Source organism: Streptomyces manipurensis, assembly GCF_049570255.1.
GTDB classification, from domain to species: Bacteria; Actinomycetota; Actinomycetes; order Streptomycetales; family Streptomycetaceae; genus Streptomyces; species Streptomyces manipurensis.
This window is the reverse complement of sequence record NZ_CP186950.1, coordinates 3,143,272-3,164,372: the sequence shown is the minus strand read 5'-3', so window position 1 is coordinate 3,164,372 and position 21,101 is coordinate 3,143,272. Positions and strand designations below refer to the sequence as shown.

Sequence of the window (21,101 nt, the reverse complement as noted above, 5' to 3'; positions counted from 1 at the left end):
CTCCCGCGCACGCCGTGTCGGCGAGGGCGCCGGCCGCGTTACCCCCGCAGGGCGCGGGACGGCGGTCGCCGGACCGGCCCCCGCCGGGCGGGCACCCGCCCGGCGGACCATCACCTCCGGGGGGAGCAGTGCCGTGGACGGTTCCGCCTGCCGTACCGGCGAGAGCGCGGAGGCGGCCCCGGCCGCCGGGCGCCGGGCGGCGCGCGCCCGGGCCCGCCGCGCGGGCGCACCGGGCGGACCGGTCCCCGCGACGGCCCGGCCAGGACCCGCCGCCCCCGGCGGCACGGCCGGAGCCGCCCCCCGGGAGGGCGGGGGCGGCGCCGCGGCCGGGAGCGCCCCGCTCGGGCGGTTCCTGGCCAAGGCCGCCGCGGTCACGGCCGGTCTGACCGCCGCCGGCGCCGTGTTCGGCCTGGTCCGCGACCAGACCATCGCGCACCTCTTCGGCGCCGGGCACGCCAGCGACGCCTTCCTGATCGCGTGGACCGTGCCCGAGATGGCCTCCACGCTGCTCATCGAGGACGCCATGGCGCTGCTGATGGTGCCCGCCTTCAGCCACGCCCTGGCCCGGCGGGCCGCCGGCCGGGCGGAACTCACCCGCACCGAGGCCCGCGCCCAGGACCCCGTACGGCTGCTGGTGGGCGCGACGCTGCCGCGGCTCACGGTGTTCCTCGCCCTCGTGGCCGCCCTGCTCGTCGCCGCCGCGCCCGCCGTCGTCGCCGTCCTGGCCCCCGGGCTGCCCGATCCCGCGCTGGCCGTCGAGTGCACCCGGCTGACGGCCCTGACCGTGTTCTCCTTCGGCATCGCCGGCTACTTCAGCGCCGCGCTGCGGGCCCACCGCTCCTTCCTGCCGCCCGCCGCGATCTACGTCTCGTACAACATCGGCATCATCACGACGATGCTGGCGCTGCACTCCCTGTGGGGCGTACGGGCCGCCGCCGCGGGCGTCGCCGTCGGCGGACTGCTGATGGCCCTCGTCCAACTGCCCTCCTTCGTCCGCCACGTGGGCTTCGGACCGCCCCGCGCCAGACGGGTCGCCGCCCCCCGCAGCCGGCGCGACCGCGACCGCCCCACCCTGATCGCCCTCGGGGTCATCGCCCCCGTCATCCTCTTCGCGGTCTTCCGGCAGTCGCAGGTGCTCGTCGAGAGGTTCCTGGCCGCCTCCCTCCCCTCGGGGGCGATCTCCCACCTCAACTACGCGCAGAAGGTCGCGCAGATGCCGATGGTGCTCTCCCTCATGATCTGCACCGTCACCTTCCCCGTCGTCGCCCAGGCCATGGCCGCGGGCGAGCGCGACAAGGCCCGGCGCCGGGTGGAGCAGGACCTCGCGCTCGCCTCCCTCGCCGTCCTGATGGGCAGCGCCCTCGTCATCGGATACGCCCCGCAGATCATCCAGGTCCTCTTCGAACGCGGGGCCTTCAGCCACGAGGACACCCTCGCCACCGCCTCCGTCATGCGGGTCTACGCACTCGGACTGCTCGGCCACTGCCTCGTCGGCGCGCTGTCCCGGCCCTTCTTCTCGACCGCCCGGCCCACCTGGTTCCCGGCGCTCGCGATGAGTGCCGGACTGCTCGTCAACATCGCGGCCGGGGCCTTCGCCGTCGGCTGGTGGGGCACCTGGGGCATCGCCGCGGCCAACGCCGCGGGCATCACCACCACCGCCGTGCTGCTGCTCACCGGCCTCGGCCGGCGCATCATCGACATCCAGGTCCGCCAGGTCGCCGTCAGCATCGGTCGGCTCGCGGTGGCCGCCGCCGCCGCGTGCGCCACCGGCTGGATCGCCGGGCCCATGATCCCCGACCCGCTGCTCAGCGCGGCCCTCGGCTGCCTGCTGGTCCCGGCCATGTTCGGCGCCGCCGGCACGGCCATACGCGCCCTCGAAGTCACCGCCCTGCCCGGTCAGATCTCCCAGTTCACCCAGAGGTTCCGCAATGCCCGCTGACACCGACACGGCCCCCGCCGGGGTGGTCCCCGCCCGGAGGACCGCCCCGCCGTGGGTCCTCATGTACCACTCGGTCGCCGAGTTCACCGACCCCGCCGAGGACCCGTACGGCATCACCGTCACCCCCCTCACCCTGGAGGCGCAGCTGCGGTGGCTGCACTCGCGCGGCCTGCGCGGGGTGTCGGTCGGCGAGCTGCTGAAGGCCCGCGCCGCCGGCCGGGACGCCGGACTGGTCGGCCTCACCTTCGACGACGGCTACACCGACTTCCTCACCCACGCCGTGCCGCTGCTGCTGCGCCACGACTGCACCGCCACCCTCTTCGTGCTGGCCGGGCGGCTCGGCGTGGACAACGTGTGGGACCCGCTCGGCCCGCGCAAGTCCCTGCTCACCGCCGAGGGGATCCGCGAAGTCGCCGCCTCCGGACAGGAGATCGGCTCGCACGGACTGCTCCACCAGGACCTCACCGCCGCCCCCGACGACGTCCTCCAGCAGGAACTGCGCGGCAGCCGCGACCTGTTGCGCGAGCTCACCGGGACCCTCCCCGAAGGCTTCTGCTACCCGTACGGCCACCTCGACGCGCGCGTCGTCGAGGCCGCCCGGGCCGCCGGCTACGGATACGCCTGCGCCATCGACCCCGGCCGCCTCACCGGCCCGTACGCCCTGCCACGCACCCACGTCAGCCAGGCCGACGGCGGCGCGCGGCTGCGCGTCAAGCAGCTGCGCCACCGGGTCCGGTGCCTGCGCAGGGCGGTGCACCGGTGAAGGGGATCGAGTCGGTCAGGGCCCTGCACGTCATCACCGGACTCGGAGTCGGCGGGGCCGAGCAGCAACTGCGCCTGGTCCTGCGCCACCTGCCGATGCGCTGCGACGTGCTGACGCTCACCAACCCGGGGCCGGTGGCCGAGGGCCTGCGCGCCGACGGGGTGCGGGTGGTCCATCTCGGCATGAGCGGCAACCGGGACCTGGGCGCGCTGCCGAGGCTGGTGCGGTTCATCCGCCGGGGACGCTACGACCTCGTGCACACGCACCTGTACCGGGCCTGCGTGTACGGGCGCCTCGCGGCCCGGCTCGCGGGCACCCGGGCGACCGTGGCCACCGAACACTCCCTCGGCGAGGGCGAGATCGAGGGGCGCCCCCTCTCGGGCGGGGTCCGGGCGCTGTACCTGGCCAGTGAACGGCTGGGCGCGGCGACGGTCGCCGTCTCGGACACCGTCGCGGCCCGGCTGGAGGGCTGGGGCGTGCCGGCCGCGCGCGTCCACGTCGTCCCGAACGGCATCGAGGCCGCGCGGTTCCGCTTCGACGAGGCCGTGCGGCGGGCCACCCGGTCCCGTACGGGGCTGCCCGAACGGGCCTTCGTGGTCGGCGGGGTCGGCCGGCTGGTCCCGGGCAAGCGGTTCGACGTGCTGGTGCGGGCCGTGGCGGCCCTGCCGGGCGCCCACCTGCTGCTGGCCGGGGACGGACCCGAACGGGCCGGACTGCGCCGGCTGGCCGCCGAGCTGGGCGCGCAGAGCCGGATCCACCTGCTCGGCGAGCGCGACCCGCTGGGTGACAGCGCGGACGGCCGCACCCCCGGGATCCCGGCGCTGCTGGCCGCCATGGACGTCTTCGTCTCGCCCTCGCGGGAGGAGGCCTTCGGGCTCGCGGTCGTGGAGGCGCTGGCGGCCGGGCTGCCGGTGCTCCACGTGACCTGCCCGGCCATCGACGACCTGCCCGCGGCGCACGCCCCCGGCGCCCGGCGCATCGGCACCGGCACGGAGGAGCTGGTCGCCGCGTTGCGCGGCCACATGGAGGCGGGCGCACGCCGGCTGCCCGCGCCGCCGGTGGTCCGCCGCTACGACATCGCCCGCAGCGCGCGGCAGCTGCTGGACGTGTACGAACTCGCCCTGTCGGCCGCACCGGGCTCCGCGCGGGCGGGCTCCGCGGCGGCCCGGGTGCCCGGGCCCGGCCCGGAGCCGCGGGGCACGGGGACGGGACCCGGCGCGTCGGCCGGCTCCGCCGCCACGACCGTCGTCGGCGCCCGCCGCGAACCGGGGAGCCCCGGTCCGGGGGAGCCGTCCGGTACCGGCTGACCCGTCCGCACGCACGGGCTGACCCGTCCGCACCGCCTGATCCGTCCGCACCACCGCAAGCCGTCCCCACGGGACCCCGGGGACCCCCCTCCACCCAAGGAAGCGAGCAGGTCCATGGCCGATACCGCCGATCAGAAGAAGTCCGAGAAGAAGTCCGGGAAGAAGCCGGACCACCGCTCCGAGCGCAGGCCGCGCCGCCGTCCGGTGCCCGCGTGGTGGCCGCTGCCCGCCTGCGCGCTGCTGGGCCTGGCCGCGGGCGGGGCGTACGGGGTGCTCAAGGCCCCCGAGTACGCCGCCACCAGCTATGTCGTCGCCGTGCCCGACGACACCACCGAGCCCGCCACCGCCCTCGGCTTCGCCCAGGCGTACGCCCGTATCGCCACCAGCAGTTCCACGCTCGCCTACGCCCAGCCGCGGGCCGGCGTCACCGCCCGCGAGCTGCGCACGCTGGTCCGGGCCGAGACCTCGCCCGAGTCCCCGATGATCGCGGTGACCGGTACGTCCACGAGCCCGGCGCAGGCCGCGGACATCGCCAACGCGGTCGCGGACGCCCTCTCGCTGAGCAGCAACCAGGCCGCCAAGAACACCGGTGTCCAGCTGCTCCTCTTCAACCAGGCCGTGGCGCCGACCGATCCCGCGTCCCCGTCCGCCGCCATCAGCGCGGCCGTCGGCACGTGCGCCGGCGGTCTGCTCGGCGGGCTGTGGCTGCTGGCCCGGCCCGGCCGGGCGCGCCGGCCCGAGGAGGGCGCGGCCGGTCCGGTGGGGAGCCCCCGGACCGAGCCGGTGGGGGAGGAGTACGCGAGCCTTCCCGCGCAGGGTGAGCACACCGAGACCAAGGAGAAGGAGTCCGTGCGATGAGTGCGGGCTCCGCCGGTGCCCTGTCGGTGACGCTGTGCCGCGACCCCCGGCAGTTCGCCGCGCTGGAGGAGTCGTGGAACCGCCTGGTCCGCGCCTGTCCCACCGCGACCCCCTTCCAGACCCACGCCTGGCTGCACTCCTGGTGGCTCTCCTACGGCAAGGAGGGCCGCCTGCGGATCGTCCTGGTCCGCCGGGGCGAGGAGCTGGTCGGCGCGGCCCCGCTGATGCTCGTCCACCGGCCGATGCCGCTGCTGGTCCCGCTGGGCGGCCCCATCACCGACTACTTCGACGTGCTCGCCGCCGCGGAGTGCGCCGACCAGGTCGTCGCGGCACTGGCCCAGGGGCTGCACCGGGCGGCCCGCGGAGCGGTGGTGGACCTGCGGGAGGTGCGTCCGGGGGCCGTCGCGGAGGAGCTGTACCGCCGGTGGCCCGGCATCGGCCGCAGGCTCACCGACTCCACCTGCATGGAGCTGCCGACGCTGCCGTTCGACGAGCTGGTCAAGCGGATGCCGGCGTCCGGTGCCCAGCGGGTGCGGGCCAAGCTGCGCAAGACCGACGCCGCGGGCATCGAGGAGCACGAGGTCACCGAGCAGGAGGTGCCGCGCGCGGTACGGACCCTGCTGCGGCTGCACGAGAAGCAGTGGCGCGGGCGCGGGGTGACCCCCGAGCACATGAGGCCCCGCTTCGCCGAGCACCTCACCCGGGCCACCCGCCGGATGGTACGGGCGGGGGAGGGCCGGCTGACCGAGTTCCGCCTCGAGGGGAAGGTGGTCGCGGCCAACGTCACGCTGCTGTCCGCCGGGCTCAGCGGCGGCTACCTGTACGGGGCCGATCCGGACCTGCGGGCCCGGAAGGTGGACGTGGCGACGCTGCTGCTGCGCTACGAGGCGGGGCGGGCCCTCGCGGACGGCCGGCCGGTGGTGAGCTTCCTGCGGGGCAGCGAACCGTACAAGAACCACTGGCGGCCCGAGACGGTCGTCAACCAGCGGCTGCTGCTGGCCACGCACGCGCTCGCGCCCCTGCTGCGGCTGCACGAGTCGCAGGTCACGGGGCGCGAGCGGGCCGTGGACGCCTTGCGGGAGGCGTTGCCGGCCGCCAGGGACTGGCGGGCGCGGCTCAACGAACTGCGGGTGCGATGACCCGCCTAGAAGGGCCAGTCGACCTTGAAGCAGACCGACTGCGTGCCGACCATCTTGGAGAGCCATTCGCCGAAGTTGAGCGGCACGCACCACTGCCGGCTGTTGAGCGGGGGAGCGGGGGGCCGCGGTGCCGGCGGCGTGGGCGCCGGGCTCTGACCCGGGCTCGTGCTGCCGCTCGGTGTGGGACTGGCCGGTACGGGGACCTCCGGGCTCGGTACGGGGACGGGGACAGCCGGGCTGGGCGCGACCGGGGAGGGCGTCGGCACCACGGGCGTCGGCACGGGCACGGGGACCTCGGGGGTCGGCACCTGGGGCGTCGGGACCACCGGGGTCGGGACCACCGGGGTCGGGACCACGGGGGTGGGGACGACCGGGGTGGGGACGGCGGGCGTCGGGATCTGCGGGGTCGGGACGGCCGGGGTCGGCACCTGCGGCGTGGGGACCTGCGGGGTCGGCACCTGCGGCGTCGGGACCACCGGAGTGGGCACCACCGGCGTCGGGACCACCGGCGTGGGCACGACCGGGGTCGGGACCACCGGGTCCGGCACGGGCGTCATCGCCGCACGGAACACCTTCGAGGCCGCCGGGTTCTGCTTGCACTGCCAGACGCCGTGCGGGCAGTAGTCGGTGATGGTGTGGTAGAGCGGCTCGTGCTGCTCGATCCACTGGAGCATGCGCCGTACGTACTCCGCGTTGTCACCGCGCCGGAACAGCCCCCACTCCGGGTACGAGATCTCCTTGCCGTGCTCCGCCGCGAAGTCCACGTGATGGCGCAGTCCGTACGGCTGGGTGATCTGGTCGTCGAAGTCCTGGCCCGGCTCCTGGTCGTAGGAGTCCATCCCGATGATGTCGACCACGTCGTCGCCGGGGTAGCACTTCGTCCAGCCGATCGCGTCCGTACCCCGGTTGGGGGCGAAGTCGAAGCGGAAGTCCTGGCCGGGCACGGAGCGCATCGTCCGCACGATGCGCCTCCAGTACGCCTTCCAGTTCTCCGGGTCGGGGGCGCAGCGGTGCGTGTAGGTGATGCCGTTCATCTCCCAGCCGAGGACGATCACGGTGTCCGGGACGCCCAGCTCCACGAGCCGCTCGGCCAGCCGTTCGAAGTGCACGTCGTACTTGCCCTGGGCGCCGGCCCGGATCAGCCGGGCCACCTCGCGGTCGGGCACGCGCGCCTCGTTGCGGGCCTGCATGGGCACGTTGAGGACGAACATCCGGTCGTCCTTGGCCCGGCGCCACTTCGCCCAGTCCTCCAGGAAGGAGACGCGTCCCTCGATGGCCGGCCACACGTCGCCCGGGAGATAGGTGTGGCCGACGCGGATCTCCTTGCCGCCCAGCCAGCGGGACAGCTGGGCGATGCGGGCCACCCCGTTCGGGCCGTAGTCGAGGTAGGCGCCCATGGCGGTGTCGCTCGCCCGGGACCCCCGGGCCGCGCCCTCGCCGGGTGCCGCGAGGGCGGCTCCGGTGGCCAGCAGGCCGGCCGTCACCGTACCGACACAGGTGCTCGCCAGTCGGCGGCGTGGTCTGCGCATGGCGTCTCCCGAGCTTTACCGAATCGGTGTGCTTGGCAGAGACGTTAGGCATCAGATCTGACGAATGGCCTGTTCGGTGACGCCCGCCTAGGCCATTAGCAGTTGCACGCCACCCCCGCTTGGTCCGACTAGGTGAAAGACACCGTTTCCATGCACGCGTTCGCCAACCATGTGCCCGCCATTGTGCTGAGACTCGACCGCAATCCGTTCCACCACGGAACCCTCGGCGCCGTCAGATCCCTTGGCCGCAAGGGCGTGGAGGTGCATGCCGTCGTCGAGGCCGGGGGAGGTCCCGTGGTGCGTTCGCGCTATCTGCGCGCCGTGCACGCCGGTCCGGCCGGCGGGCTGGACCCGGAGGCGCCGGAGGCGTTGCTGGAGTGTCTGACCGGGGTGTCGGAGCGGATCGGCCGCCCGGCCGTGCTCATCGCGATGGACGACCTGAGCGCCATCGCCGTGTCCCGGATCGCGCCGGCGCTCCGCGAACGGTTCCGCGTCCCCCACCAGCCGGACAACCTGCCCGCCCGGGTGGCAGACAAGGCCGAGCTCTCGCGCCTGTGTTCGCGCTGGGACGTCCCGCACCCCGAGACGGTGGTCCCGGCGAGCGGTGCGGAGGCCGCGGAGGCGGCCTGGCGGCTCGGCCCGCCCGTGGTGGCCAAGTGGAGCCGGCCCTGGCTGCTGCCCGCCGGGGCCGACGGGCTGCGCAGCACGACGCTGGTGCGCACCCCCGCCGAGGCGCGCCGGCTGTACGAGCGCTCGGCCGAGGCCGGGAGCCGGCTGCTGCTCCAGCGGTTCCTGCCGGCCGGCCCCGACACCGACTGGTTCTTCCACGGGGCCTTCGCGCGGGGCGGGCGCCCGCTGCTCGCGGGTTCGGGCCGCAAGGAGCTGTCCTGGCCGGTGCGGACCGGTCTGACCGCGGTGGGCCGCTGGCTGCCCGACCCGGCGGTGGAGGAGGCGGCGCTGCGGCTGGCCGAACGGCTCGGCTACCAGGGCATCCTGGACCTGGACTTCCGCCGTGACGAGCACGGGGTCTTCCGCCTGGTCGACTTCAACCCCCGTCCGGGGGCGCAGTTCCGGCTGTTCGCGGACGCGGCGGGGCTGGACGTGGTCCGGGCGACGTACCTGGACCTGACGGGCCAGCAGGTGCCGCAGCCCTCGGGCGGGCCCGGCCGGGTGTTCGTCGCGGAGAACTACGCGCTGCTGGCGGCCGTCCGCGGCGGGTCCCTGCCGCGGGGGCGTGCCACCGGGCCGGCGCGGACCGCCCCGGCGCGGACCGCCGCGACCGGGGCCGCTTCCCCGGCGGTCCGGCCGGGTACCGGGCGGGGCCGGGTGGAGACGGCGTGGTTCGCGGCCGACGACCCGGGCCCCTTCGTGGCCATGCTCGCCGCGCTCGTGGGGCGCGGCGCGGGCAAGGGCGCGAGGGCCCTGCGGGGGGTTCCGGCGCAGGGGCGGCGCACGGCGCGCGCGGTCGTCCGGGCGCCCCGGCAGCGGGAGCAGCCGCCTCCCGGAGGGGCGGCCTCCCGGCCGGCCCCACCGGAGGCTCCGTCCGAGCCGGACGAGCTGGTGACACGTTGACGAGGTCCGGTGCGGCGGGGCCGTCCGGTGCGGTGACCATGGAGCGGGAGGAGCGGCGGTGACGCGGATCGAGGACCTCGTGGTGATCGGCGCGGGTCCGTACGGGCTGTCCATCGCGGCCCACGCGGCGGGCGCGGGGCTCACCGTACGGCTGCTGGGGCGGCCGATGGCCTCGTGGCGCGACCACATGCCGGACGGGATGTACCTGAAGTCGGAGCCCTGGTCCTCCAACCTGTCCGCGCCGGACGGGCGGCACACCCTGGCCGACTACTGCGCGACCCGCGGCACGGTCGCGGAACACGGCACTCCGCTGCCCATCGACACGTTCAGCGCGTACGGGATGTGGTTCGCCCGGCACGCCGCGCCCGAGGTGGAGGAGGTGACCGTCACGGAGGTGACCCCGCAGGGCGAGGGCTTCCGGATCCGCACCGCCGAGGGCCCGCCCCTGCTCGCGCGCACGGTCGCCCTCGCGGTCGGGGTGATGCCGTTCGTGCAGTACCCCGAGGCGCTGCGGGAGCTGCCGCCCGGGCACTACTCGCACAGCAGCGGCCACCGTGACCTGGCCCGTTTCGCCGGACAGGAGGTCGCCGTGCTCGGGGCCGGGCAGGCGGCCCTGGAGACCGCCGCCCTGCTGGCCGAGCAGGGGGCGCGGCCGTCCCTGGTGGCCCGGCGCCCCCGGCTGAACTGGAACACCGTCCCGCAGCCGCTCGGCCGGCCCCCGCTGCGCGCGCTGCGGGAACCGCACAGCGGCCTGGGCACGGGCTGGCGCAGCTGGGTGTGGTCCGAGCTGCCGTGGGCGGTGCGCCGGCTGCCCGCGCGGAGCCGGGAGCGGATCGCGGCGACCGCGCTGGGTCCGGCCGGCGCCTGGTGGCTGCGTGACCGCTTCGAGCCGCGGGTGCCCGTCCTGCTCGGGCACGAGCTGCGCCGGGCGGCGGCGGTGGGCGAGCGGACCCGGCTCGAGCTGACCGCCGCGGACGGGCAGTCCGTCGCCCTGGACGCCGCCCACGTGATCGCGGCGACCGGCTTCTCCCCGGACCTGGCCCGGCTGGAGCTCCTGGACGCGGGGCTGCGCGCCGCCCTGGCGACCGTGGGCAGCGGCCGGGCGCCCGAGCTGGGCCCCGGATTCGAGTCCTCGTGGCCCGGGCTGTTCTTCGCGGGGCTGCTCACGGCTCCCTCATTCGGCCCTTCCATGCGATTCGTGCACGGCGCGGGCTTCACGGCGGGGAGACTGGTGAGAGGAGTCCGCAAGCGCCTCGGCGCCCGGGGTCCGCGGCCGGGGTCCTCCGGCGGTGCCCGGTCCGGCCGGGTCGCCGTCCCCGGGCGGCGTCCGGGGGTACCCCCGGGGCATCCGAAGACGTATCTGCGGTGAGATCCGCGGTGAGAGGGGTCCGTGATGAGCGCCGAGCGAGCACAGGGCCGCGGCTGGGTGCGCATTCCCGCCAGCCGTGCGGAGCAGACCGCTCCGGCCAGACCCGCCGGGTACGACCGTGCCCCGTACGCGGGTCCGTACGGGGCGTCGTCGTACGGGGCGTCGTACGGCGGGTCGTACGCGCCGCCCCACCCCGCCGACCAGCCCACGATCTACCGTTCCGTCGTCGAGCGCTGGCGCGCGGCCGGGCGCACCCTGCCGGGCCATCCCGACGAGGAGTGGGAGCGGCTGATCTCACAGCCGTACTGGCCCGGCCGTTAGGGGGCGGGGCAGGTGGCGGCTGCGGAGCGCGACGGACCCGGCCCGGCCGGCCGGTCCCCGGCGACCGACCCGGGGGACCGGCTCGCGCTGAACGGGATGGGCAGCTTCGAGTGGGACCTGCGCTCGGGCCGGGTCACGACGGACCCGGCCGCGCTGGCCCTCTTCGACGTGGAGCCCGCGGAGTTCGCCGGTACGGCCGACGGGCTGGCGGTGCGGGTCCGGCCGGAGGACGCCGCCCGGCTGCGCGAGACCGTCACCGGGGTCCTGGAGGAGGGCGGGGACACCTACGGCGCCTACTTCACGGTCCACCGGCGCGACGGCCGTGACCAGTGGACGCACACCTCGGGCCGGGTGCTGAGGGGTGGTGACGGGCAGCCGGACCGGATCGCGGGGATCGTCCGCGACGCGGCGGCGGAGCTCGCCCACGCGACGCTGCTGCGCAAGCTGGAGGCGGCCCGCGCCCAGCAGACGACCATCGTCCAGCGGACCACCGAGGCCCTGTCGCGCGCGGTGACGGTCGACGACGTCACGGCCGCCCTGACCGGGGCGGGCGCGCTGGAACGGCTGGGCGCGGACGGGCTCGCACTCGGGCTGGTCGAGGGCGGCACCATCAAGATCATCGCGCTGAGCGGGGAGTCGCTGGAGATCCTCAGCGAGCGCCGGTTCACCCGGCTGGACGGCTCGCTGCCGCTGTCCCACGTGGTGCTGACGCGGCAGGCACGTTTCGTCACCTCCCTCTCCGAACTCGGCGGCGAGTTCCCGCTGCTCGCGGACTATCTGAGCCGCATCCGCTTCGACGCGGCCGCCTACCTGCCGCTGATCGCCCAGGCCAAGGCGATCGGGGGACTGGTGCTGTTCTACCGGCGGCGCAGCGAGTTCAGCCCGGAGGAACGCAACCTGTGCCTCGGCCTCGCCGGCATCGTGGCCCAGTCCCTCCAGCGGGCCCTCCTCTTCGACCAGGAGCGGGAATTCGCGACGGGCCTGCAGGCCGCGATGCTGCCCCGCCGGATTCCGGAGATCAGCGGCGGCGAGATCGCCGTGCGCTACCACGCCGCCTGGAGCGGGCGCGAGGTCGGCGGCGACTGGTACGACGTGATCGCCCTGCCCCGCAACCGCGTCGGCCTCGTGGTCGGCGACGTCCAGGGCCACGACACCCACGCGGCCGCCATCATGGGCCAGCTGCGGATCGCGCTGCGGGCGTACGCGGGGGAGGGCCACCCCCCGTCGACCGTCCTGGCGCGGGCCTCGCGCTTCCTCGCCGAGCTCGACACCGAGCGCTTCGCGACCTGCCTGTACGCGCAGGTCGACCTGGAGACCGGCGGCGTACGCGCCGTCCGGGCGGGCCACCTCGGCCCGCTGATCCGCCACACGGACGGCCGGACGGGCTGGCCCAACGTACGGGGCGGGCTGCCGCTGGGGGTGGCCTCTGCCTTCGCGCAGGAGGAGTTCCCCGAGACGCAGCTCGACCTCGTCCCCGGGGAGACGCTGGTGCTCTGCACCGACGGCCTCGTGGAGGAGCCCGGCACCACCATCACCGCGGGCATGGACGCCCTCGCGCAGGCCGTGCGCAGCGGCCCCCAGAACGCGGGGGCGCTCGCCGACCACCTCTCCGACCGGCTGTGGGAGCGCTGGGGCTCCGGCGACGACGTGGCCCTGCTGGTCCTGCGCCGGGCCCCCGATCCGGGCACCCACCGGGCCCCGCGGATCCACCAGTACGTCCACCAGGCCGACCCGGAGGGGCTGTCCGAGGCCCGCTACGCCCTGCGCCAGGCCCTGCGCGACTGGGGGGTGCCCGAACTCGCCGACGACGTGGAGGTCGCCGCCGGAGAACTGCTGGTCAACGCCCTCCTGCACACCGACGGCGGAGCCGTGCTGACCATGGAGGTGCTGCCGGAGCCGGTGCGGCGGATCCGCCTGTGGGTCAAGGACCGCTCCAGCGTGTGGCCGCGGCGGCGCAGCCCGGGGGAGGCGGCCACGACCGGGCGCGGGCTGCTGCTCGTGGACGCGCTGGCCACGCACTGGGGCGTGGAGTCCCGGGGCGACGGCAAGGCGGTGTGGTGCGAGTTCGACGTCGGGGGGAATCCGCGGAGCACGGCGTGACCGGACGGCGACGCCGAGTTGTGGGCCGTCCGGGGCGGGTCCATGATGCGGACCATGGAACGGAACGTGCTGTGCGCAGGCTGAGCAGGGGAGCGGTGACGGGCGTCCTCGCCGTGCTCCTGCTGGCCGCCGGGGTGCCGAGGGTCCTGGACTGGACGACGGGCCGCCCGCACGCGGATCCCGGGTGCCGGTCGGTGGAGTTCATGTCGATGACGGGCGCCGCGCCCGAGTGCCGCTGACGGCCCGGGACCGCCCGGGAGGGCTCGGGCGCTCGGGCGCCGTACCGGCCGACGCGGTCTCAGTTCCCCCGGCGGAACGTGACGTCCCTGCTGTCCAGCGCGACGGTGTCCACGGAGCGGGGGAACAGGCCCGACAGGTGGATCTCCTGGAGCTCCGCCGTGACCTTGGCCGTGCCCGCGCGCACGTTCGCGTACGCGCCCGGCGCGTGGGCGACCCAGCGGCGCTCCGTGCCGTCGCAGACGATCTGCTCCCCGCCGATGCTCAGCCGGCCGCCGTCCTGCTCGACGGTCGCCTTGACCTGCATCGCCCCCTCGGGTGACGCCTGCTCGCAGTGGTAGGTACCGGAAAGGATGACGCCGCCGTCCTCGGTGATGCGGGCGTCGTCGTGCACGGAAATGCCCTGCTCGAAAACGGTCGCGCCGGCCGGGGCGGTGAAAAGGGCCGTCGCGGCGGCCGCGGAGAAGGCGGCCAGGGCCATTCGGCGGGCGGGGATGCGCATTCTTCCTCCAGAGGGGTGCGGGCGGCGGGATTCCGCCGGAACGCATTGTGCTGGCAGCCGGGCGGTGGCACTCGCTCCGCACACTCGTGTCGTTGTGTGCAATTGCCTGCTCGGGCGCGTGAGACTGACCGGAAATACGTCCCTGAAGGGATCCCGCATGCGCCAGTCCGCCGCCCCCGTCCTCGCCGCCGCCCTGCTGCCCCTCCTGCTGATCGGTGCCACGGCCTGCCAGAGCGTCCCCGACGGGGCCGCCCGGCCCGCCGCGGTGCCCGCCGTCCCGGTGGACGACGGCGCGCCGGGCGGCGGGGCCGCACCCGCCCGGCCCGGTGCGAAGGACGCCCGTGTGGGTGACTCCGTACGGGTGCACGGCTCCCGAATGGGGCGGCACCTCCAGGTCGGGCTCGGTGCCTACGTCGACCCGGCGATCAGCGCCGACCGGAACTACGCCCCGCCCGCCGGCAAGCGCTGGGTGGCCGCCTCCATGTCCTTCGTCAACGTGGGGGGTGACTCGTACGGGGCGCTCGGACGCGTGTGGGCGCACGACAGCGCGGGCCGGCGCCACCCGGCGGTGCGGACGGGCGAGCTGACGACCGGCAAACCCGTCGTCTTCGATTCCCTGGAGGTCGGTGAGCGGGCCGAGGGATGGGTGGTGTTCGAAATCCCGGAGAACACTTCCATTCGACGGATCCAGTACCAGGATGCGAACATCCAGCCGAATTCCGGAGAGGGATTCTGGGCCGTCTAGCCCGCCCGGGTGACAGGCCGTGAAAGGGGCCCGGGCGGGACCATTAGGGTGCGGCGCATGACTTCTACTCAAGCCGAAATCGACCGGTCCCAGCTCGGCACCCTTTCGGTGCTCGCATGGATCGGCGACCCCTCCGAGGCGCACGACATCCCCTACCTCCTCGCCTACATCCTGGGCGACGGCCCGCAGGGCCGGGAGGCCGGGGAGGCCGCGGCCCGCGGGCTGCTGGAGGAGATCGGCCTGCCCATCGGCGACGTGGTCATGGACGGCACCCGCAACCCCGCCGCCTTCCCCGTGCAGATCCTGCTGGAGGGCAACCAGATCGCGCTCACCCTGCCCGGCATGAACGCCCAGTGCACCGCCCCCGACGAGTGGGTCGCCGCGGCGGACGAGAGCGGGCAGGCGTACTTCCTCTTCGCCACGCGCGCCTGGCCCGAGGCCGTCCCCGGCAAGCCGGTCGACGCCGCGACCCTCCAGGCGTTCGCGGGCGACGAGGAGGTGCTCACCGGCAGCGCCCACTGCGTCCTCGCCGTGCGGCGCCTGCAGAAGTAGCGCGTCCGGGCCGTGCCGCCGCCGTGCGCGCAGGCCGCCCACCCGCTCCGGCCGCCGGGCCCCCAGCCCGCTCGGTGGCCGGTCCCCGCGACACGGCGGGGGACCCCTCAGGGGCGCTCGAAGGCGAACCGCAACGAGCGCACCCGGTTGTCGAAGTTCGACCCCGCCAGGTCCGGCAGGCCCACGGCGCGCAGCCCCACCGGACGGGTCAGCAGCTCGTGGAAGAGCGCCCGCATCTCCACCCGGGCCAGGTGGGCCCCCAGGCAGAAGTGCGGCCCGCCGCCGCCGAACCCCAGGTGCGGGTTGGGCGACCGGGTGATCACGAAGGCGTCGGGATCCGGGAAGACCGCCTCGTCGCGGTTGGCGGAGGCGTAGTACAGGACCACCTTCTCGCCGGGCCGGAACACCCGCCCGCCCAGGGTGTGTTCCGCGACCACCGTCCGGCGGAACTGGATGATCGGCGTCGAGTGCCGGATCATCTCCTCGACCGCCCCGTCGGCGTACGTCCCGAAGTCGGAGAGCAGCAGGTCCCGCTGGTCCGGATGGTCGGTCAGCAGGGTCAGCCCGTGGGTGATGGCGTTCCGGGTGGTCTCCACCCCGGCGACCATCAAGAGGGAGAAGAAGGCGCCGAGCTGCCGCGCCCCGAGGGCCTGGCCGTCGACGTTCGCGCAGACCAGCGCGGAGATCAGGTCGTCGCCGGGGTGCTTGCGGCGCTCCCGGCCGATGCCCGCCACCATCCGCTGCATCCGCGCCAGCGCCCGCAGCCCGCGCCCGGGCATCCGCAGCCGGGAGGCCAGGCCGCGCTCCACGCCGATGTTCTCGGAGGCGTGGTTGACGCGGTCGGCGATCTCGGCGCGGTGGCGCTCCGGGATCCCCATCATGTTGCAGATGACCTCCAGGGGGAGCCGGGAGGCGACGGCCGAGACGAACTCCTCCGGCCCTTCGGCCAGCACGTCGTCCACGATCCGCGCGGCCACGGCGTGGATGTCGGCCTCGGCCGCCGCCAGCAGTCGCGGTGTGAACGCCCGCTGGACGATCCTGCGCAGGGCGGCGTGGTCGGCACCGTCCAGGTTCACCATCGAGTCCCCGAACAGCGCACGCACCCAGCGGGCCGGCTCGGGAGTGGTCACCCCGGGGGCGCTGGCGAAGACCTTCGGCAGCCGACTGGCCTCCTGTACGTGGGCGTGGCGCACGAGGGCCCAGTGGCCCCGGCCCGTCCCCTCGGGCACGAAGACGGGCCCGTCGGCCGCGCGCAGGCGGGCGAAGGCGGCGAGCCGGTGGGCGGGGGGCCGCTGCCAGAAGCCTGGCTCGGCCAACTCCGCGCCGGGGTCGGTGCCGTGGCGTGGTGCCGGGAGTGTCATGGCCGGGGCCTCCAGTCGGTACGGGTCCTTCCGCGCTGGAGAACGGCGGCGGGGGTGCGGGGGTGACGGTCCGGGCCGGCGGCCGGACCGGCCTCACGCGGTGCGGGCCCCGGACCGCTCGGACAGGATCACGCCGACGGTCACCGTGACCACCGCGACCAGGCCCGCGTACAGGACGGCGTAGGCACCCGTCCAGATGCAGGCGAGGGTGGCGAGGGCGGCGACCGGCAGGGCCAGCTGCTGGGCGGCGCCCCGTTTGAAGTGCCGGGAGTGCAGCAGCCACACCATGAACAGGTAGCCCGCGGCCGGGACCATGACGGCGGCGTTCGCGGAGACCTGGGAGATGTGGGCCTTGCCCACGGCGTGCTCCACCGCCACCTCGATGCCCGCGCCGATCGCCGCCCCCGACGCGAAGATCAGCAGGTGGCCGTAGCCCCACGGGATGGCCTCCCGGTTGGACGTCAGATGCTGGTGCATCGGCACGGCGAAGTAGATCCACCAGGCGGCGAAGACGATCAGCAGTCCGCCCGCGGCGATGGGCAGCAGCAGGTCGAGCGCCTCGTGCTCGTCGAGGGCGGACTTCACGGCCACCGTGCTCGCGGCGATCGTCTCGCCCAGCACGATGATGGTGAACAGGCCGTACCGCTCCACGATGTGGTGCGCGTGCCACGGCGTCTGGTGGCCGCGCTCGGCGATCACCGGCACCAGCAGCTCGGCCGCGACCAGTACCAGGAACAGCCACATCCTGGCGCCGTCCGGCGCGAACAGCAGCCCCACCCAGCCGGCCTGGCAGATGACCAGCCCGGCCGCGTACTTCAGGGCCGCCGTGCGGGCCGGGCCCGTCTCGCCCGACGCGGCCCGCAGCCACTGCGCGGTCAGGGCGACGCGCATGATGATGTAGCCGATGACCGCGACGGTCCAGTCGTTGTGGTCGAAGGCGTCGCCGACCCCGGCCGCGTAGACGAGGACGCCGACGATCTGGACGAGCGTGGCGATCCGGTACGGCACGTCGTCGCAGTCGTAGGCGGAGGCGAACCACGTGAAGTTCATCCACGCCCACCACACGCCGAAGAAGACGAAGAAGTAGCCGACCACGCCGGTGCCGGGGTGGCCCTCCGCCAGGGCGTGCACCAGCCGGACGCCGGCCTGGGCGATCGCGACGACGAAGCAGAGGTCGAAGAACAGCTCGAGCGGGGTCGAGGTGCGGTGGTCCTCGTCGGGGCTGCGGGCGGTCATCGGGGAGTACGCCATACCGGCCAGCAGACCAGAGGAAGCGCTTCCCGGCAGGTCGGGCGGGCTGTCCGGGTTGGGACCGCGCCCGGGTCCCTCCCGGGGGCCGAGCCCGCGGCCCGAGCCGGAGCGGAGCCCGCGGCCGGAGCCGAGGCCGGAGCCGGTGCCGGAGCCGGTCCCGGAGGGATCCGGCAGGTCCCGGTGGTCGTCGCGGGACGGCGTCCGCGCCGCCCGCCCGGCGGTGTGCCGGTGGTGCCGTGCCCGTGCGGGGGCCGGGCCGGCCGGTCGGGCCGGGCCGGGTGCGGGACCGCGGGCCGGGGCGCTTCCCGGGGCGGCCGTACCCTGGAGGCATGAGCAGCACCCCCGCCTCCGGCCCGCAGCCCCCGCGCCCCGCTTCCGCGGAGCTCCCGCCCCGGCCGAAGCCGAGGATCGACTTCGACGACCCGCTGGACCAGCAGTCCTCGGACGACACCGACCGGGGCTGGGGCGAGCGGGCCCCCGCCGGGGGAGGCGCGGCCGACCTGGCCCGCTTCCTCGACGAGAAGCCCCCGCACCACATCTGACCGGCGCGTCCGGTCAGAAGCCCTGGCGCGTCCCCACCGGCCCGCTGCCGCCACCGCCCGAACGCTGCGACACCAGCTCGTCGCGGATCTCCTTGAGGACCTCCAGCTCGGTGATCTCGACGATCTCCTGGACGCCCTCGCGTGCCTTGCGGCGGTCCTCCTGCCGCGCGAGGTACTTCGCCATCGGCAGCACCATCAGGAAGTAGACGACCGCCGCCGTGATCACGAAGGTCAGCGTGGCGTTCAGCACCGAGCCCCAGAGGATCTCGACACCGGTCGGCTGACCGTCCGGCCCGACGCCGCACGGCGCCTTGAGGCAGGACTTGTAGGCGTCCAGGCTCTGCGTGCCCATGGCGCCCACCACCGGGCTGATGATCCCCTTGACCACCGAGTTCACGATGTTCGTGAACGCCGCTCCGATGACCACGGCCACCGCGAGGTCGACCACGTTGCCGCGCATCAGGAAGGCCTTGAAGCCCGCCAGTACGCTCTCCTTCTTCTTCTCGCCCACCACTGAGCCTTTCTTCACATCTGCCGAACACGGAGCCAACGGTTCCGAAAGTTACGGCAGTCCGGCCGCGCCGTGTCCAATCGGCCGCCACCTTGAGGTGAATTGACTGACCGCGCGTGCGATTCAGCACAACGTCACCGCCAGCCGCGTCGTGGCGCCCGCGCCGACCAGGTCCCGCGCCGTGTCCCGGGGCACGGACAGCACGACCAGCGCTCCGCCGTCCCCGACTCCCGCCTCCGGCAAGGGCACTTCGGCGACCGTCGCCCCCGCGGCCACCAGCCTCGGCGGTCCGCTCCGCTCCGCCGCGACCACGTCGACCCGGTCCCCGGGCCGCAGCAGCCGCACCGTCGCCGCGTCCGCGATGCGCACGGGGGCCGACACCGGCCGCACCGCGGCGGGCTGCGCCTTCACCTGGGGCGGGGGCGCGGCCCGGGAGGCCTGGGCCTGCGTCCCGCCCACGGCCAGGCCCGCCGCCACGACGGCCAGGGCGGCCGACAGGGCCCGCCTGCGGCGGCGTACGGCCCGGCGCAGCCGGTGGCCTCCCCGGCCCACCCGCAGGGGCGGGAAAAGGGGCACGGGACGGCCCGGAGGACAGGGGGAGGACGGGGAGGAGGGGGCCGCGGAGAGGGCCGGAGCGGCCGTGCGGGTCCTGGACATGTCGAGCACCACCAGTCGGAGTGAGTCGCCGTGTCCGGGCCCGACGCCCGGACACACCCCACGATCACGCCTCCCCCCGGATCCCGCCCGCACCTGTGGACGGTCCCCAGCCTGTGGACAACCCCGTAGCCCACAGGAGTGAGGACAACCGACGCACAGGCGGACGAACCGGGCTGAAACCGCCGGGCCGGACCGGACCGGTGCCGCCCCGCGATCAGCGTCGCGCCGGGATCTCGCAGGCCTCCGAGAAGCCCTGGCTGGTGAGCCCGAAGGCGCTGTTGACGCGCGAGCGCCAGTTCTCCAGGGCGACCACCGCCGTGAGCTCGACGAACGCCGCCTCCCCGAGCCGTGCGATCAGGTCCGCGGCGAGCTCGTCCGTGACGGTCGGCTCGGTCTCGGTCATGGCCTCGGCGTACTCCATGACCAGCAGTTCCAGCGCGCTGAAGGTCTCGCGCGACTCCCGCCACCGCGGCACCGCCTCGGCCTTCTCCGCCGACATGCCCTGCTGGTGGCCCTCCCAGTAGCCGAAGTCCATGCACCAGGAGCAGTTGATGCGGGCGGCCGCCGCCATGACGGCCAGGTGCTTGAGGCCCGGGTCCAGGGCGTTCCACTTCGCCGCCTGCTGTTCCAGGCGGACGTACGAGAACAGCACGCGGGAGTTGTGCCCGTAGGCCTGGCCCGGGTCGAGCACCTTGCCGTACGTGCGGTGCGAGTACCAGGCACCGATGCGCATGAGGAGCGTGCGGGGCGGGGTGAGCGAGATACGCGGCATGGTGGTCATCTCCCGGTGTGGGTTCCCGGCCGCTCCGGCCGGTCGTTCACAGGGGAGACAGGACGGCGGCGCCGGATGTGACACCTTGCGCAGAATCTTTTCGCCGCCGCCGCCGCCGCCGCCCCGCCGCCGCCCCGCCGCCGCCCCGGAGCCGCCTCCGCGACCGCCCCCGAACCGCGCCTCAGGGCAGTTCGATGCCCAGGTCCCAGCCGTCGTGCGCGTGCGTGCACAGGCAGTCCCGGGACTCCGTCGCCGGCAGGCCCGCCACCGCGTCGAACAGGACCGTCCGCAGGCGGCCGACGTTCTCCCCGAACACCTTCAGCACCTCCGCGTGGGAGACGCCCTCGCCCGTCTCGGCGCCCGCGTCCAGGTCCGTGACCAGGGCCATCGAGGTGTAGCAGAGCCCCAGCTCGCGGGCGAGGATCGCCTCGGGGTGCCCCGTCATGCCGATCACGGACCAGCCCGCCGACGCGTACCAGCGGGACTCGGCGCGCGTCGAGAAGCGCGGCCCCTCGACGACGACCATGGTGCCGCCGTCGACCGGCTCCCAGTCCTGCCCGCGGGCGGCGGCGACCGCGACCGCACGCCCCACGGGGCAGTACGGGTCGGCGAAGGTGGTGTGCACGACGTTGGGGACCGAGCCGTCCGGGAGCGGCACCCCGTCGAAGTAGGTCTGGGCGCGGGTCTGCGTACGGTCGACCAGCTGGTCGGGGACGAGCAGGGTGCCCGGGCCGTACTCGGCGCGCAGGCCGCCGACCGCGCACGGGCCGAGCACCTGGCGGACCCCGACCGAGCGCAGGGCCCAGAGGTTGGCCCGGTAGTTGATGCGGTGCGGCGGGACGGTGTGCCCGCGTCCGTGCCGGGGGAGGAAGGCGACGGTCCGCCCGGCCAGCTCACCCAGGTACAGGGAGTCGCTCGGGGGGCCGTAGGGGGTTTCCACCCGGACCTCGGAGACGTCCTCCAGGAAGGAGTAGAAGCCCGAGCCGCCGATCACGCCGATCTCTGCGTTCACCATGCGGCCACCCTATCCGGGCATGCCGGAGGCCCCGCTGCCCGGTGGGGGCGGGCGGGGCC

21 protein-coding genes are annotated in these 21,101 nt (G+C 75.0%); 13 read left to right on the top strand and 8 right to left on the bottom strand.

The genetic code is table 11. The features are described from left to right. The first annotated feature begins 133 nt into the window (after positions 1–133). From murJ to ACPU2J_RS14500, 5 genes are all read left to right on the top strand, one after another. Positions 134–1,939 carry a murein biosynthesis integral membrane protein MurJ gene (gene murJ / locus ACPU2J_RS14520; RefSeq protein ID WP_420080525.1) on the top strand — a complete coding sequence of 602 codons (1,806 nt, stop codon included), beginning with the start codon at positions 134–136 and terminating at the stop codon, positions 1,937–1,939. Further along, on the top strand, positions 1,929–2,702 hold the full coding sequence (locus ACPU2J_RS14515) for a polysaccharide deacetylase family protein (protein ID WP_420080526.1): 774 nt from the start codon (positions 1,929–1,931) through the stop codon (positions 2,700–2,702). The genes murJ and ACPU2J_RS14515 overlap by 11 nt, the downstream gene beginning before the upstream one ends. A gap of 5 nt (positions 2,703–2,707) precedes the next feature. Further along, positions 2,708–4,009: a glycosyltransferase gene (locus ACPU2J_RS14510; protein WP_420082417.1), complete on the top strand. Its 1,302-nt coding sequence runs from the start codon at positions 2,708–2,710 to the stop codon at positions 4,007–4,009. A 114-nt stretch (positions 4,010–4,123) separates the two neighbouring features. After that, a complete protein-coding gene (locus ACPU2J_RS14505) occupies positions 4,124–4,867 on the top strand; it encodes a lipopolysaccharide biosynthesis protein (protein ID WP_423833406.1) in 744 nt (247 codons plus the stop codon). Beyond that, positions 4,864–6,006 carry a GNAT family N-acetyltransferase gene (locus ACPU2J_RS14500; protein WP_365080546.1) on the top strand — a complete coding sequence of 381 codons (1,143 nt, stop codon included), beginning with the start codon at positions 4,864–4,866 and terminating at the stop codon, positions 6,004–6,006. The genes ACPU2J_RS14505 and ACPU2J_RS14500 overlap by 4 nt, the downstream gene beginning before the upstream one ends. A gap of 5 nt (positions 6,007–6,011) precedes the next feature. Here ACPU2J_RS14500 and ACPU2J_RS14495 read toward each other — a convergent pair whose 3' ends face one another. Next, positions 6,012–7,535 carry a glycoside hydrolase family 26 protein gene (locus tag ACPU2J_RS14495; protein ID WP_420080528.1) on the bottom strand — a complete coding sequence of 508 codons (1,524 nt, stop codon included), beginning with the start codon at positions 7,533–7,535 and terminating at the stop codon, positions 6,012–6,014. Between the two features lie 150 nt (positions 7,536–7,685). On the opposite strand from ACPU2J_RS14495, the gene ACPU2J_RS14490 reads away from it, so the two are divergent. The 5 genes from ACPU2J_RS14490 to ACPU2J_RS14470 all read left to right on the top strand — a co-directional run bounded on the left by ACPU2J_RS14490 (position 7,686) and on the right by ACPU2J_RS14470 (position 13,136). Then, the gene (locus ACPU2J_RS14490) at positions 7,686–9,107 is read left to right on the top strand and encodes an ATP-grasp domain-containing protein (protein ID WP_420080529.1); all 1,422 of its coding nucleotides are present in this window, start codon (positions 7,686–7,688) and stop codon (positions 9,105–9,107) included. A 67-nt stretch (positions 9,108–9,174) separates the two neighbouring features. Further along, on the top strand, positions 9,175–10,476 hold the full coding sequence (locus tag ACPU2J_RS14485) for an NAD(P)-binding domain-containing protein (RefSeq protein ID WP_420082418.1): 1,302 nt from the start codon (positions 9,175–9,177) through the stop codon (positions 10,474–10,476). Between the two features lie 24 nt (positions 10,477–10,500). After that, complete coding sequence (locus ACPU2J_RS14480) at positions 10,501–10,797, top strand: hypothetical protein (protein ID WP_399312323.1); 297 nt, start codon at positions 10,501–10,503, stop codon at positions 10,795–10,797. Between the two features lie 12 nt (positions 10,798–10,809). After that, positions 10,810–12,897, top strand: coding sequence for a SpoIIE family protein phosphatase (locus ACPU2J_RS14475; protein ID WP_423833405.1), 2,088 nt, complete (start codon positions 10,810–10,812; stop codon positions 12,895–12,897). 71 nt (positions 12,898–12,968) lie between these two features. Beyond that, a complete protein-coding gene (locus ACPU2J_RS14470; RefSeq protein WP_365080558.1) occupies positions 12,969–13,136 on the top strand; it encodes a hypothetical protein in 168 nt (55 codons plus the stop codon). A 59-nt stretch (positions 13,137–13,195) separates the two neighbouring features. On the opposite strand, the gene ACPU2J_RS14465 is transcribed toward ACPU2J_RS14470, so the two are convergent. Next, on the bottom strand, positions 13,196–13,636 hold the full coding sequence (locus ACPU2J_RS14465) for a DUF6299 family protein (RefSeq protein ID WP_365495851.1): 441 nt from the start codon (positions 13,634–13,636) through the stop codon (positions 13,196–13,198). A 157-nt stretch (positions 13,637–13,793) separates the two neighbouring features. Here ACPU2J_RS14465 and ACPU2J_RS14460 point away from each other — a divergent pair, with 157 nt between their 5' ends. Beyond that, positions 13,794–14,381, top strand: coding sequence for a hypothetical protein (locus ACPU2J_RS14460; RefSeq protein WP_420080532.1), 588 nt, complete (start codon positions 13,794–13,796; stop codon positions 14,379–14,381). Positions 14,382–14,438: 57 nt separating this feature from the next. Beyond that, the gene (locus ACPU2J_RS14455; RefSeq protein WP_361594738.1) at positions 14,439–14,933 is read left to right on the top strand and encodes a DUF5949 family protein; all 495 of its coding nucleotides are present in this window, start codon (positions 14,439–14,441) and stop codon (positions 14,931–14,933) included. Between the two features lie 107 nt (positions 14,934–15,040). Here ACPU2J_RS14455 and ACPU2J_RS14450 read toward each other — a convergent pair whose 3' ends face one another. Next, positions 15,041–16,294 (bottom strand): cytochrome P450, encoded by a 1,254-nt coding sequence (locus tag ACPU2J_RS14450; RefSeq protein WP_365080568.1) that lies wholly within the window; start codon positions 16,292–16,294, stop codon positions 15,041–15,043. Between the two features lie 93 nt (positions 16,295–16,387). After that, entirely contained in the window at positions 16,388–17,545 is a 1,158-nt protein-coding gene (locus tag ACPU2J_RS14445) for a low temperature requirement protein A (protein WP_423833404.1), read from the bottom strand. Positions 17,546–17,874: 329 nt separating this feature from the next. Here ACPU2J_RS14445 and ACPU2J_RS14440 point away from each other — a divergent pair, with 329 nt between their 5' ends. Next, on the top strand, positions 17,875–18,087 hold the full coding sequence (locus tag ACPU2J_RS14440; protein WP_420080534.1) for a hypothetical protein: 213 nt from the start codon (positions 17,875–17,877) through the stop codon (positions 18,085–18,087). A gap of 13 nt (positions 18,088–18,100) precedes the next feature. Here ACPU2J_RS14440 and ACPU2J_RS14435 read toward each other — a convergent pair whose 3' ends face one another. The 4 genes from ACPU2J_RS14435 to ACPU2J_RS14420 form a co-directional block, all read right to left on the bottom strand. After that, positions 18,101–18,547: an MscL family protein gene (locus ACPU2J_RS14435; protein ID WP_420082419.1), complete on the bottom strand. Its 447-nt coding sequence runs from the start codon at positions 18,545–18,547 to the stop codon at positions 18,101–18,103. Between the two features lie 174 nt (positions 18,548–18,721). Continuing rightward, the gene (locus ACPU2J_RS14430) at positions 18,722–19,255 is read right to left on the bottom strand and encodes a hypothetical protein (RefSeq protein ID WP_420080535.1); all 534 of its coding nucleotides are present in this window, start codon (positions 19,253–19,255) and stop codon (positions 18,722–18,724) included. Positions 19,256–19,469: 214 nt separating this feature from the next. Further along, complete coding sequence (locus ACPU2J_RS14425; protein ID WP_423833403.1) at positions 19,470–20,027, bottom strand: carboxymuconolactone decarboxylase family protein; 558 nt, start codon at positions 20,025–20,027, stop codon at positions 19,470–19,472. Between the two features lie 181 nt (positions 20,028–20,208). Then, entirely contained in the window at positions 20,209–21,042 is an 834-nt protein-coding gene (locus ACPU2J_RS14420) for an S-methyl-5'-thioadenosine phosphorylase (RefSeq protein WP_420080537.1), read from the bottom strand. Positions 21,043–21,101: the final 59 nt, after the last annotated feature.

What these genes read in the sequence shown, in the direction of transcription:
- ACPU2J_RS14435 (WP_420082419.1), bottom strand. Translation starts at nt 18,547, where the DNA reads ATGCGCGGCAACGTGGTCGACCTCGCGGTGGCCGTGGTCATCGGAGCG.
- ACPU2J_RS14440 (WP_420080534.1), top strand. Translation starts at nt 17,875, where the DNA reads ATGAGCAGCACCCCCGCCTCCGGCCCGCAGCCCCCGCGCCCCGCTTCC.
- ACPU2J_RS14505 (WP_423833406.1), top strand. Translation starts at nt 4,124, where the DNA reads ATGGCCGATACCGCCGATCAGAAGAAGTCCGAGAAGAAGTCCGGGAAG.
- ACPU2J_RS14425 (WP_423833403.1), bottom strand. Translation starts at nt 20,027, where the DNA reads ATGCCGCGTATCTCGCTCACCCCGCCCCGCACGCTCCTCATGCGCATC.
- ACPU2J_RS14480 (WP_399312323.1), top strand. Translation starts at nt 10,501, where the DNA reads ATGAGCGCCGAGCGAGCACAGGGCCGCGGCTGGGTGCGCATTCCCGCC.
- ACPU2J_RS14420 (WP_420080537.1), bottom strand. Translation starts at nt 21,042, where the DNA reads ATGGTGAACGCAGAGATCGGCGTGATCGGCGGCTCGGGCTTCTACTCC.
- ACPU2J_RS14430 (WP_420080535.1), bottom strand. Translation starts at nt 19,255, where the DNA reads ATGTCCAGGACCCGCACGGCCGCTCCGGCCCTCTCCGCGGCCCCCTCC.
- ACPU2J_RS14515 (WP_420080526.1), top strand. Translation starts at nt 1,929, where the DNA reads ATGCCCGCTGACACCGACACGGCCCCCGCCGGGGTGGTCCCCGCCCGG.
- ACPU2J_RS14460 (WP_420080532.1), top strand. Translation starts at nt 13,794, where the DNA reads ATGCGCCAGTCCGCCGCCCCCGTCCTCGCCGCCGCCCTGCTGCCCCTC.
- ACPU2J_RS14445 (WP_423833404.1), bottom strand. Translation starts at nt 17,545, where the DNA reads ATGGCGTACTCCCCGATGACCGCCCGCAGCCCCGACGAGGACCACCGC.
- ACPU2J_RS14455 (WP_361594738.1), top strand. Translation starts at nt 14,439, where the DNA reads ATGACTTCTACTCAAGCCGAAATCGACCGGTCCCAGCTCGGCACCCTT.
- ACPU2J_RS14490 (WP_420080529.1), top strand. Translation starts at nt 7,686, where the DNA reads ATGCACGCGTTCGCCAACCATGTGCCCGCCATTGTGCTGAGACTCGAC.
- ACPU2J_RS14500 (WP_365080546.1), top strand. Translation starts at nt 4,864, where the DNA reads ATGAGTGCGGGCTCCGCCGGTGCCCTGTCGGTGACGCTGTGCCGCGAC.
- ACPU2J_RS14450 (WP_365080568.1), bottom strand. Translation starts at nt 16,294, where the DNA reads ATGACACTCCCGGCACCACGCCACGGCACCGACCCCGGCGCGGAGTTG.
- ACPU2J_RS14495 (WP_420080528.1), bottom strand. Translation starts at nt 7,535, where the DNA reads ATGCGCAGACCACGCCGCCGACTGGCGAGCACCTGTGTCGGTACGGTG.
- ACPU2J_RS14465 (WP_365495851.1), bottom strand. Translation starts at nt 13,636, where the DNA reads ATGCGCATCCCCGCCCGCCGAATGGCCCTGGCCGCCTTCTCCGCGGCC.